This is a genomic window from Tumebacillus avium, from assembly GCF_002162355.1.
GTDB lineage: Bacteria > Bacillota > Bacilli > Tumebacillales > Tumebacillaceae > Tumebacillus_A > Tumebacillus_A avium.
Genome location: NZ_CP021434.1, coordinates 1,520,277 through 1,532,823, shown reverse-complemented (window position 1 = coordinate 1,532,823; position 12,547 = coordinate 1,520,277). Strand labels below are relative to the sequence as shown.

Annotated in this window: 7 protein-coding genes; 5 read left to right on the top strand and 2 right to left on the bottom strand. The window is 57.0% G+C overall.

Features of this window, described 5'->3' with window-relative positions; all coding sequences use genetic code 11:
- Positions 1-169: 169 nt before the first annotated feature.
- From CBW65_RS06950 to CBW65_RS06930, 5 genes are read left to right on the top strand one after another with little or no spacing between them, the layout of a single operon-like run.
- Entirely contained in the window at positions 170-1,975 is a 1,806-nt protein-coding gene (locus tag CBW65_RS06950) for a non-ribosomal peptide synthetase (protein ID WP_087456250.1), read from the top strand.
- Positions 1,976-2,020: 45 nt separating this feature from the next.
- Positions 2,021-8,212: a non-ribosomal peptide synthetase gene (locus tag CBW65_RS06945; protein WP_198299776.1), complete on the top strand. Its 6,192-nt coding sequence runs from the start codon at positions 2,021-2,023 to the stop codon at positions 8,210-8,212.
- A 35-nt stretch (positions 8,213-8,247) separates the two neighbouring features.
- On the top strand, positions 8,248-9,120 hold the full coding sequence (locus tag CBW65_RS06940; protein ID WP_087456248.1) for an alpha/beta fold hydrolase: 873 nt from the start codon (positions 8,248-8,250) through the stop codon (positions 9,118-9,120).
- Between the two features lie 5 nt (positions 9,121-9,125).
- Positions 9,126-10,346 (top strand): MFS transporter, encoded by a 1,221-nt coding sequence (locus CBW65_RS06935; RefSeq protein WP_157721820.1) that lies wholly within the window; start codon positions 9,126-9,128, stop codon positions 10,344-10,346.
- A complete protein-coding gene (locus CBW65_RS06930) occupies positions 10,333-10,737 on the top strand; it encodes a RidA family protein (RefSeq protein ID WP_087456246.1) in 405 nt (134 codons plus the stop codon). Before CBW65_RS06935 ends, CBW65_RS06930 begins: the two co-directional genes overlap by 14 nt.
- Before the next feature lie 75 nt (positions 10,738-10,812).
- Here the strand turns inward: CBW65_RS06930 and CBW65_RS06925 are convergent, their stop codons facing one another.
- Both CBW65_RS06925 and CBW65_RS06920 read right to left on the bottom strand, forming a co-directional pair.
- On the bottom strand, positions 10,813-11,949 hold the full coding sequence (locus CBW65_RS06925; protein WP_087456245.1) for an FAD-dependent monooxygenase: 1,137 nt from the start codon (positions 11,947-11,949) through the stop codon (positions 10,813-10,815).
- Entirely contained in the window at positions 11,946-12,545 is a 600-nt protein-coding gene (locus tag CBW65_RS06920; RefSeq protein ID WP_087456244.1) for a TetR/AcrR family transcriptional regulator, read from the bottom strand. Before CBW65_RS06920 ends, CBW65_RS06925 begins: the two co-directional genes overlap by 4 nt.
- Positions 12,546-12,547: the final 2 nt, after the last annotated feature.

Sequence of the window (12,547 nt, the reverse complement as noted above, 5' to 3'; positions counted from 1 at the left end):
TGAAAACGTTTACATTTAAAACAATAAGTGGTAATTATTCCAAACGAATGGTAGTATTATCCTTATGGATTTTAGTGTTACATTTTTATAATAAGTTTAAAAACGTCGAATTTTGTGTTATAAGACTTCACCGATGCCTGATACGAAATAGGAAGTGGAGGCACGAACGATGTTGACAAAAACAAAGATCGAAAGCGTGCAATTTACAGATCAACAGGCTTTGCACCGCTTGTTTGAAGCTCAAGTCGCCAAGACTCCGGATCGCATCGCCGTCGTGTATGGCGAACAGACCTTGTCTTACGAGGAGCTGAACAACCGGGCCAACCATTTGGCGCACGATCTGCAAACCTTTGGCGTGGCGGCGGGAAAAATCGTCGCGATCGCCTGCGATCGCTCTTTAGACATGATCGTGGGGATGCTCGCCGTACTCAAAGCGGGAGGGGCGTACCTGCCGCTTGATCTCGACTACCCGATGGATCGCATCGCGTACATGCTGCAGGATTCCCAAACGGAAGTGCTGTTGACACAGCAGCATGCAGCGGAGCGTTACAAAGATCAATCGGTGCAGATGATCTTGCTCGATGACACGGACGGGACCAGCTCGGTAACGGAGACGCGGGACAATCTCCATTTGCAAGTGACCGGCGAACAACCCGCTTACGTCATCTACACGTCCGGTTCGACAGGTCAGCCCAAAGGCATCGTCGTGGGGCATGGGGCGATTTCCAATCACATGCAGTGGATGCAGACGGAATTTCCGCTGGACGCTTCAGACCGTGTCCTGCAAAAAACGGCCTGCTCCTTCGATGCCTCGGTCTGGGAATTCTACGCGCCGTTGCTGGCAGGCGCTCAACTGGTGTTTGCCAAACCGGGAGCTCATCTGGACCCGGCAGCGCTGGTGCAGACGATTCAAGAGCATGGCGTGACGACGTTGCAAGTGGTGCCAACGATGTTGAGCATGCTGTTGGAGCAGGGGGACTTTGCCGAGTGCACGTCACTGAAGCGCGTGTTTGCCGGAGGTGAACAACTGACGCGCAACTTGCAGGAGCGGCTCTCCGCAATTTTGCCGCACGCAGACCTGATCAATCTCTATGGCCCGACCGAGTGCTGCATCGACTCTACCTTTTGGGTGGCGGAGCGGGGCGGTACCGGGCATGTGGTGCCGATCGGCCGTCCGATCGCCAATGCGCACGTATACGTGCTGGATGAGCATCTGCAGCCCGTACCGCAGGGTGTTGAGGGTGAATTGTATATCGGAGGCGCAGGTCTTGCGATCGGGTATCTGCATCGTCCTGAGCTGACGGCGGAGCGGTTTGTCGCTCATCCGTTTGCAGAAGGGGAACGGCTCTACAAGACGGGTGATCTTGTGCGCATGCTGCAGGGCGATGTGCTCGAATTCATGGGCCGCATCGACGATCAAGTCAAACTTCGCGGGCTGCGCATCGAACTGGGAGAGATCGAAGCGGTGCTCCAGCGCCATCCAGCTGTGCAGCAAGCGGCAGTTGTCATGCGCGAAGATACGCCGGGCGACCAGTTGCTCGTCGCTTACGTCGTCTGCAAAGGGGAGCAGCTCCAGATCCAAGACTTGCGCCCGTTCTTGACCGGGCAGTTGCCGGAATACATGGTGCCGTCCCACTACGTCTGCCTTGACGCGTTACCGTTGATGCCAAACGGCAAAGTGGACCGCCGTCAGCTTCCGGCGCCGGACCTCTCAACTCAAGGAAAAGGGACGGACTACGTTGCCCCGGGTAACTCGACGGAGGAACTGATCGCCGGCATCTGGTCGGAAATTCTGGGGCTTCCTGAAGTCGGAATCGAAAATGATTTCTTTGAACTGGGCGGCGATTCCCTGGCAGCTCTGAAGATCGTGGCGCTGTGCAAACGCGAGGGGATCTTTTTGACACCGGAAGATATGTTCAAACTGCGGCGGATCGGGGAGATCGCAGCGGCCTTGGAGGCGCGGACTCGACGCTAGAGATCGAAATAGATGCTTGCAAACTGCCGATTGGAGGATCAAATGATGAAGAATTCGCAGAACGTCAATGAACAAGGCAGGAAGTTGTCCTACACGCAAGAGACCCTTTGGCTGCTCGAACGCATGTGCCGGGAAACCGGCCCTGCTTATAACGAGCCGCTGGTCTTCCAGATGAAAGGCCATCTCGAAGCGGATTTGCTGATCCAATCTTTGCATCGCCTGGCCGAGCGTCACGAGTCGCTGCGCACAACGTTCGTGGAGACGGTGGATGGATTGAGCGCGATCGTGCATGACAGCGCGCCCGATTTTGCAGAGGTCGTCGATCTGCGTCATCTGAGCGCTGAGCAAGCCCGGGAGCAGGCAGAGAAGTTGATCGCCGAAGCATATCGCAAGCCATTCGATCTCGCCGCCGGGCCATTGATTCGCGGGATCGTTGTACTGGTGACAGAAGACGAATACATCCTCGGCATCACCGTCCACCACATCGTGACAGACGGGTGGAGCATGGGGGTCATGCTGGACGAAATCGGCCGAAACTACAAGGCTCTGTGCGAGTCTGGCCAGACAGCCGCTCTGCAACCTGTGGCTTCGTACCACGACTATGCAGCGCGTCTGCGTCAGGACTATGAGCAAGGGGCGTTCGCTGAGAAGGTCGAGTATTGGAGAAGCACACTGCAAGGCAGAACCGACCTGCTGAATCTCCCGGTCGACCGGATTCGTCCGGCCCAGCAGACGTTCAGCGGTTCGACGTACACGGTCAACCTTCCGAAAAGCAAAATCTCGGCCTTGATCGACAAGTCCTTCCAGGCAGCGGGCACGACAGAATTTGTCGCCATGTTGTCCGCATACGCCATTCTGCTTAACCGCTACAGCAGCCAAAATGCGATCACCATCGGCACGACCGTGCTCAACCGCGATGACTACGACCATTTCGGCACGGTTGGCTGTTTCGTCAACACAGCAGCGATCGCTCTGATGCTGGATGGGGATATGACGTTCCGTGAGTTGGTCATGCAGGCATCCGACCGGTCGCTCGAGATGCTGCAATACCAAGATGCGCCTTATCCGAAGGTGCTGGAGAGCCTCAACATCGAGCGCGACCCGAGCTACAACCCGGTGTTCCAGACGATGATGACGTCGCTTGGGAAGAAACCGCAGTTAAAACTCGGCTCCGGAGTTGTCTGCCAGCCTGTGCCGTTCCAGCGCACAGGGGCAAAATTTGACCTGCTGCTCTATGTCAGCGATGTCGGGGAGTCTTTCGAGTTTGAGGTGGAATACAATACCGACCTCTTTGATGCCGCCTCGATTGAACGGATGATGGACCATTACTCGCATTTGCTCGATCAGTTGGCGCTGGATCTCGATGTGCAAGTCTCTCGTGTGTCGGTCATCCCCGATGACGAGAAGCGTCTGATCCTCGATGTGTGGAACGACACGCAGGTTGAGTACCCGAAAACCAACGTCATCGACATGATCGAGGCACAAGCGTCCCAGACGCCTGAGGCGGTTGCCGTCGAGTTCAAAGATCGCTCGCTGACTTATAGCGAGTTGAACAGCTTGACCAATCGGGTGGCTCGCTTCCTGCTCACCAAGCAGGGGACAAACGGCGAATTTGTTGGCGTGTATATGGATCGGTCGATCGAGATGGTCGTCGCTTTGGTCTCGATTATGAAGGCGGGTCTCGCGTATGTCCCAATCGATTCGGAATATCCTGCCGATCGCATCCGCTATATGATCGAAGACTCCGGTGTTCCGCTCATTCTCACGCAGGAGTGGCATTTGGAGGCGCTGGCTGAATTCGATACGGAGGCTGTCGTGCTCGCCGGTTTGGAGTTGTCCGCTTTTGACGAGTCCAATGTGGAGCGCAATCTGGGGCCGGATTCGTCTTGCTACATGATCTACACTTCAGGATCGACAGGCCGTCCGAAAGGGGTCGTCAACCGGCACGAGGCGCTGTTTAACCGGCTCTATTGGATGCAGAGCGCGTATCAGCTGACTGGCCAAGATCACATTTTGCAAAAGACGCCGTTCAGCTTCGACGTCTCGGTCTGGGAGTTCTTCTGGCCGCTGATGTTTGGCGCGCGCATCGTGATGGCAGAACCGGGCGGGCATCGCGATCCGGAGTATCTGAAAGGGGTCATTCAAGAAAAGCAGGTCAGCGTCATGCACTTCGTCCCGTCGATGCTGAATGTCTTCCTTGAAGAAGACGACTTGGCAGACTTCTGCAGCTCGCTTCGACTCGTATTCTGCAGCGGGGAAGCCTTGCCGTACACGGCGGTCGAGAAGTTCTACGCGACTTTGACTTGCGAACTGCACAACCTGTACGGCCCGACGGAGGCTGCCATCGATGTCTCCTACTGGGCATGTACCCTTGAATATCCCGGCAATGTGGTGCCGATCGGGAAGCCGATCGACAACGTGCGGCTCTATGTGTTGGACCCGCACATGCAGATTCAGCCGATCAAAGCTCCGGGGGAGCTGTACATCGGCGGGGTCGCGTTGGCGAGAGGCTATCACAATCGGGATGACCTGACTGAAAAAGCGTTTGTTCCCGACCCGTTCTCGGCAGAACCGGGTGCGCGGCTTTACAAAACGGGTGACCTCGCCTGCTATCTCCCGGACGGTCAGATCCAATACCTGACCCGCATCGATAACCAAGTCAAACTGCGAGGGTTCCGCATTGAACTTGGCGAGATCGAAGCTGTCGTGCGCCGCATGCCGGGGGTGCGGGACGCGGCTGTCGTGGTGCATGAAGCAAAAGGCACCAAGATGCTGTGCGCGTATGTGGTCGCCGATGCATTCGATTCCCAAGTAGCAAGAGACTGGGTCGCCGAACAACTGCCGGAATTTATGGTGCCGCGGGTCTTCGTCCAAGTTCCGCAGCTGGTGACGACAGCGAACGGAAAATTGGACCGGAAGTGCCTGCCCGACCCGTTCGCCGGGCTCGATCTGACCGAAGCGGTCGTCCAGCCTTCCACCGAGCAGGAACGTTTGCTGCTGCAGATCTGGCAGGACGTGCTGGGCCAAGAGCAGATCGGTGTTGAAACGAACTTCTTCCGTCTGGGCGGCGATTCGATTCTGAGCATTCGTGTGGCTGCAAAGTTGCGGGAACTGGGCTATGGGGTGGAGGTTCATGAGATCTTTGCGAATCCGACCATTCGTCAACTTGCGAAAAAGATGACGTCGGCGGGGCAGTGGACGGAAGAAGTTATCGCGCCATTCCAACTCGTCGACGCAGCCGACCGGAAACAGCTTGGTGCGGAGATCGAAGATGCATGGCCGCTCGCCACGCTGCAGTCGGGGATGATCTATCACTCGATGCTGCATGAGGAATCGCCCGTCTATCACGACATCTTTGCTTATGACATCGAAGCGCCGATGCAGGCGGAGTTGGTGATCGAGGCGCTCCGGGCCGTGGTGGCCAACCGTCCGCAATTGCGTTCGGCATTTGATCTCGAAACATTCAGCGAGCCGCTTCAACTCATCTATTCCAAAGCGGAGCCGACGGTGGAAATGGCTGACATCCGCCATCTGGATGTGTCTGAGCAAGAGGAAGCGATCAACCGTTGGATCGAAGGCGAAAAGAGCCGGGGATTTGATTTTGCGCAAGCTCCGCTCTTCCGGGTGCAGATCCACATCCGCTCGGAGCTCGTCTTCAATCTCGGCCTGTCCTTCCATCATGCGATCCTGGACGGATGGAGCGTGGCTTTGGTCCTCAGCGATTTCCGCAAAGCGTACGCGAGCCTTTTGAACGGAATACAGGAAGCGAGCCTTGCGCTGGAGCAGGAACAGCTGCCGTACAGCACTTATGTCGTTCTGGAGCAGCAGTCGCTGCGTGATCCGGCACATGAAAAATTCTGGTTGTCAAAAGTCTCCGGTGTTTCACCGGCACTGAACTTTCTCGGAGCAGAAAATCATGTTCAGCGGAAACCCGGGGCCGCTGCATCACTTGAGCAGGTGATCCCGGAACAGCTGCGGACGGAGTTCCAGACGGTCGCCCGCGAACTCAACCTGCCGCTCAAAAGCGTGCTGCTCGCCGTACATCTTCACGTCCTGAGCCGTATGGCTGGAACCCGCGATGTTGGAACCGGTCTCGTCGTAAACGGCCGTCCGGAACTGCAAGGCGCAGAAGATGCAGCCGGACTGTTCCTCAATACGATCCCGCTGATGACAGAGTTGGCACCCGACACTTGGCCGTCGGTCTTCCAGCGAGTCTTCGAACTGGAGCAGGAGGCGATGCAATACCGCCGCTATCCGCTGGCTGAGATCCTCAAGCGAAGCGGTCAAAAAGAGCTGTTCGACATCGCCTTCAACTACACCGATTTCCACGTGTATGGGGAGCAAGGAGACAGCACGGTCAAAATCTTGGATGCCCGCTACTTTGAGCAAACCAATCTTCCGGTCGTCGTGCACGCGCATCGCGACAACTTCACCGATCAGCTGGGCTTGACGGTGAACTACGATGCCGCCCATGTGGAGGACAGCCGCGTGCGTCAATACCTGGAGCTGTTCCTCGCAGTCGCAGCCGACGCGATGTCCGACAAGGAAGTCTCCGGGCTGTCCGAAGCGACCCGCCGCAGTACGGGAGCACGCCCTGAACTAGACGGGGCTGCCGGGACGATGCAGGAGCGTCAGGCCCGCGTCGCACCAAGAAACGCACTCGAAGAGCAGATTGCAGACATCGTCTCAACGGCGCTGGGCATGGAGGACATCTCAATTGATGATGACTTCATGCGGCTCGGGATGGATTCGATCATCGCCATTCGTGTCGTCGCCAAGATCAAACGGATCGGCATCAAGTTGAGCCTGCAGGACGTATTTGAAAAAACGACCATCCGGCAACTGGCCGAACTGGGCGCATCCAAGCACGGTTCTGATCTGCAAAGCGCCCGGATGACACCGTTTGAGCTGGTGCCTGAGCAGGAGCGGGTGTTCCCGCCCGATGTGGTGGATGCGTATCCGGCCACGGCGATGCAACTGTATATGATCAGCAAAAACCAGATCGACCTCGCGCAGTCTGTTTACCAAGACGTGTTTGCGTATCATCTCGGATTGCCGCTTCAGGAAGACGTGCTGCGCGATTGCCTGGCGCAGCTGATGCAGGAACATGAGACGTTCCGCACGGCCTTTGCGTTCGATGGGTACTCCGTTCCGATGCAATTGGTTTACCGATCCGTTCAGCCGCAACTCGAAGTTGCCGACATCAGTTTCTTGTCGGAAGCAGAGCGGGAGGAGTCTTTCCGCAATTGGTTTGAGGGGGAGAAAGGGAGCGGATTTGACCTCTCCGCACCGGGGCTGTTCAGGTTTTACGCGCACCGCTGCGGTCCGGAAGATTTCAAATTGACGCTCAGCTTCCACCACGCCGTGATCGACGGCTGGAGCTTGTCGCTGTTCCTGCAACAACTGGTGCAGCTGTACCGGGAAGCGATCTCATCCGGCGCAGGAAAACGACCACAACTTCCGACGCTGAAATATCGGGATTATGTGAAGGTTGAGCAGGAGAGCAGGTCCTCGGAGGAATTGCGAGCCTTCTGGTCGCAGGAGCTGCGCGATTTCCGATACAATTCATTGCTCCTACAGGAACGTGGGGAACACGGTGCGAGATGGAGCGAGAGCAAGATCTGTTTTGCTGCCAAGACACAAGAAGACCTTCGCAGTTTGGCGAAACGTCTCGGTGTTCCGGTGAAGCACGTGCTGCTGGCCGGGCATCTGGCAGTGATCAGCCAGTTGTGCGGTGAAAAAGATGTGCTGACGGGCGTGTTCGCAAACGGCAGACCAGAAGAAGAGGAAGCGGAAAACGTGCTGGGGATGTTCTTGAACTTTGTGCCGTTCCGCCAAGAGGTCAACGGGCAGACGTGGGCAGATCTCATCCAAGCGACGTTCGATACGGAACGACGCTGCCTCCCGTACAGACGGTATCCGCTCGCCAGTATCCAAGATGACCTCGGACAAGAGCGGCTGTTTGAGACAGTGTTTAACTACACGCAGTTCAAGCACTACTCGGACCTCACCTTGCAGGACGTCCAGTGGTTTGAACACACCGACTTCGTTCTGCTGGCCAACATGGGCCACGATCTGCAAAACAGGCTCGTCCTGACGCTGAATGCGGACGGCCGTGTGCTGTCGAAGCAGCAACTGGAGCTCATCGGCCAGACCTATGAAGCGGTCTACAACCGGGTGATCGAAGATGCCCAGGCTGGTGTGGAACTGAACATGCAGGAACTGGTCCAATCATAAAATCATGGGTGATCGAAGAGAAGGAGCTGACGAAAATGATTCAACTTCAAGAAGCAGTGGTTCAAACACATACGCAGTCGGACGGTTATCAGACGCATTACCGCCTGTGGGGCAAGCCAAACGGGGAGGACGCGATCATTCTTTTGCACGGCGGCATCAGCCACTCCGCGTGGCAGGCGCCCCTCGCCGAAGGGGTCGTCGCGAGAACGGATCTTTCGTTTATCGCCGTTGACCGGCGCGGTTCCGGCCTGAACTCGGTCGATCGCGGCCATCTCCCGTCCAAAGAGCGGGAGATTGAAGATATGGTCTCACTGATCCGCTCGCTGCAAGGTTCCTATACCCGCATTCATTTGGCGGGCTGGTGCTTCGGCGCCCAGGTGGCGGCGATCGTCGCCTCGGTGCTGGAGGCGGAAGGCATCCTCACCTCCTTCATGATGATCGCGCCGGGCTTTGCCTTCCAGGAGCGTTACGGCGACGTGTTGCGGTTGACGAAGCATGCGATGTTCGAGGTGATCAGGGAATTTGATTTGAAGCCGGAACCGGCTCATGCGTTTATGCCGGTCCCGCTGCAGCCGACCGACTTTACGGATAATGCGGAGTGGCATGAATTTGTGGTGAACGACGATCTTCGGCTCTGGAAAGTCACGGAGAGCACGTATAAAGTCTGGGCGGAGCTGGCAGACTGGTCGCATCTCGCGCTGTCTGAAATCAGCACATTGCCGGTGCTTGCCGTCTTTGGCAACAAAGAGCGCCTGGTCGATAACGACGCTGTGAAACAACTGGTGCAAGAGCGGGTAAAATCGCCGGTCATTCGGATGGAAACGCTGGAGACGGGCCATGCGGTGCAGTTCGACGAGCCGGAGAAACTGGCGGAGATCGTCACGAGCTTCGTGGCGAGCGTGAAGTGAAGGCGATGACGGCGAATTTTCGGATTGTGCTGCGTGATCTGACGCTGATGTTGGCCAGCATGATCACGATCATCGGGACAACGGCGATCGCGCCGAGCCTGCCGCAGATGGCCGGCTACTTCGGGGATACTCCGAATGGCGACTTTCTGGTGCGGATCGCGCTAACGATTCCTGCGCTTGCGGCGGGGCTGTTCGGTCCGCTGACCGGATTTGTGATCGACCGTTGGGGAAGAAAGCGGGTCTTTGTCGCGGCGCTGCTGTTGTACGGGATCTCGGGGATTTCAGGATATTTCCTGACGTCCCTCTCGTTGATCCTGTTCACCCGCTTCATCTTGGGCATCTCGGTGGCGGCGCTCACGACGAGTGCGACCGCGCTGATCGGCGACTACACGCATGAGTCCAAGCTGGCGACCTCGATGGGCCGGCAGTCGCTGTTTATGGCGTTTGGCAACGTGTTGTTTGTTTCGCTCAGCGGCGTGCTGGCCGACTTCAACTGGCGGTGGCCGTTCTGGATCTACGCGATTTCGCTGCTGATCCTGCCGACTGCGATCTGGCTGATCACCGAGACGCGGACGAATCGCTCCGACACTAAGGGAACTTCGCAAAACGAGACGAAGGTGCCGATGCCGAAAGGGCGGACCGCGTTTGTCTGCATCATCGCGTTCGTCAATATGGTTGTTTACTTCATGGTGCCGGTGTACCTGCCGTTCTATGTGCAGACGTTTTCTGACGGCAACAGCATGAAAGCGGGCGGGCTGCTGGCTGTGGTGGGGCTGAGTTGGGGGATTGCTTCCTCGCAGTATCACCGACTTCGCAAAAGGCTCACGTTTGAGCGGATTACCATGCTTGCCCTTTCGCTGGTCGTTGCCGCTTATGTGCTGTTGTCGTTTGCGACCGGTTACTATGTCCTGATCGTGGCGCTCGTGATGATCGGGGTAGGGCTTGGCACGGTTCTGCCCAACCTGAATGCCTGGCTGCTGTCTTTTGTGCCGGCTGCGGTCAAAGGGCGTGCAATCGGGACGATGGTGCTCTTTGCCTTCATGGGGCAGTTTTTCTCCCCGGTGATCACCGAACCGCTGACTACGGCGGTCGGCATTTCGCAGAGCTACCTTTTGACCGGGTTGCTGCTTGTTCCGCTCGTGGTGGCATGCGGTTTGTATGAGTATCAACAGAGACGCCTGCGGGCAATCGAATTTGAAAGGAGCGGTGCACATGTCGAGCAATGAAAAAGTCACCTTTAAAAATCCGGCCACGATGCCCCCGACGTTTGGCTACACCCACGTCGTGGAAGCGAGAAGCGCCCGGACGATCTATGTATCCGGACAGGTGCCGCTCAATAAGGAAGGCCAACTGGTCGGCGCGGGAGATCTGGCCGCGCAAACGCGACAGGTCTTCGAAAATATCAAATCGGCGCTGGAGGCTGCTGAAGTCAGCTTCGATGATGTCGTAAAATTGACCTTTTTCGTAACCGATATCGCCCAGATGCAAGCGGTGCGCGAGGTTCGAGATCAGTACATCAACCGGGTGAATCCGCCGGCCAGCTCGGCGGTTGAAGTTCGCAAGCTGATCCGGGATGACATGATGATCGAGATCGAAGCAATCGCGGTTGGGAACTAGAAGTTATGATTCATAAAAACAGCGGAGAACTCTTGTCACGCAAGGGCTCTCCGCTGTTTTTTCATGTGTGGACTTTTAAGGCATTCGGTACAGCCACTGAAGCTGGCGGTTGCTCAGGGATGCCGGAGCGCAACGCATCGCCAGGTTTCTTAACTTGCAGAGCAGGGGATGCTCGAGCTGAGCGATTTTCCCCATCCGGGAAGAAGTGGCGACGACTTGATGAGCTCTCGATCTGCGCAGCTGGTCATATCGAAGGAAGGCGCTTTCCGGGGAGCTTGCTTCACCCAGGCAATCGGCGAGCACTGCTGCGTCCTCCAGCGCTTGGCAAGCTCCTTGGCCAAGATTAGGGGTCATGGCATGGGCAGCATCGCCCAGAAAGGCAACGCGGCCATGGGCAAAGGAGGCGAGGGGCTTTTTGTCTGCGATATCTTGATGAAGGAAGGGATGGTGCTGCGCCTGCTGCAGGATCTGCGGGATCGGATCGTGAAAGCGGGCAAAGTGCCGGAGAAGATCGGCAGTATCCATGGCGCTGACCTGAGGATCGCCCGGTGCGGCATTCACCAAGGCATACCAGTACACGCGGCCATGGGGAAGCGGGACGACGCCGAAGCGGCCTTGGGAACCCCAAGTTTCGGTGCAATACGCTTGCTTGATGTCGAGGTCGGCGATGCCCCGCCAGCAGGTGTACCCGGCATAGCGGAGCGGGGCGGGCGCGAACTGCTGACGGAGCGCGGAGTGAATGCCGTCGCACGCCAAGACTGCTTCGGCGTCCCGCTCGCTTCCGTCCTCCAGCACGAGCACCGGATTGTGCGGTTCACCCGTATTTTTTTGCTTCACCGCAACCGCTTTTTTGCCAAATTGCAAAGTCTCTTGCGGCAGAGCTTCCATCAGCAGGCGATACAGATCAACTCGCGTGAGGGTGACGGACGGAGCAGCTTTGCCAAAATGCACGCGGGATAAGACCGCTCCTTTGTCCGATAAAATCCGCATTTCCGTACATGCCAGGCCCAGCTCCAACGCACGCACTTTCAAGGACGGGTCCAGCCTGTGCAAAGCTTCCAATGCGTTCGGGGCCAATATGATCCCCGCTCCGGCCGGCTTGGATTCCGGATAGCTTTCGAAAAGGGTCACTGGCAAGCCGCATTTTTGCAGCGCGATGGCTGCGGATAACCCGGAAATGCCGCCTCCTGCAATCAGCCACTGTTTGCTCATTGTTCAACGCCTCCGATCCCTTGCCAGACCAGCCGGAGCTGCTCCTGCAAACTGTTCTTCAACTGTTCCGGGTCGGAGTAGAAGCCGCTGGCAAAGCGCATCAGCGTTTGAAAATAAAGTCCGACCAGCACTTCCGCCGCCAGCTCTGTGCTGTGCCCACTGTTCATTTGACCCAACTGCTGCGCCTCCTCCAGCAACGGGGTCAGGGCCTGCTCAAATCGTCTGATCACCGCCAACTCAACGCCTAGCAGCTGCGCAGACTTGACCATCTCGGAGAGCGAGACCCGCAGCAGCTCCGGGTGGGCCGCATACCGTTCCGACAAGGCGGCAAAAAGCTTTTCGATGCGGTGCCGGATGACCGGCAGGCTCCGCAGTTCGGCCAGCTGTTCCTGAAGGTGCGCCATTTGCGATTCCCCCATGTGCAGCAGCACCGCTTCTTTCTTCGGAAAATAATTATAGAACGTCCCCTTTGCCACGCCGCAAGCCAACGTAATCTCATCGACAGTCACGCGGTCAAAGCCTTTCTCCACAAACAATTGCATGGCTTTCGTATAGATGGTGTCTTTGAGCGCCTGCTTTCTCGAGGATCGGAGCATGA

Coding starts and splice junctions, on each gene's coding strand:
- CBW65_RS06950 (WP_087456250.1), top strand. CDS start 170: ATGTTGACAAAAACAAAGATCGAAAGCGTGCAATTTACAGATCAACAG.
- CBW65_RS06945 (WP_198299776.1), top strand. CDS start 2,021: ATGAAGAATTCGCAGAACGTCAATGAACAAGGCAGGAAGTTGTCCTAC.
- CBW65_RS06940 (WP_087456248.1), top strand. CDS start 8,248: ATGATTCAACTTCAAGAAGCAGTGGTTCAAACACATACGCAGTCGGAC.
- CBW65_RS06935 (WP_157721820.1), top strand. CDS start 9,126: ATGACGGCGAATTTTCGGATTGTGCTGCGTGATCTGACGCTGATGTTG.
- CBW65_RS06930 (WP_087456246.1), top strand. CDS start 10,333: ATGTCGAGCAATGAAAAAGTCACCTTTAAAAATCCGGCCACGATGCCC.
- CBW65_RS06925 (WP_087456245.1), bottom strand. CDS start 11,949: ATGAGCAAACAGTGGCTGATTGCAGGAGGCGGCATTTCCGGGTTATCC.
- CBW65_RS06920 (WP_087456244.1), bottom strand. CDS start 12,545: ATGCTCCGATCCTCGAGAAAGCAGGCGCTCAAAGACACCATCTATACG.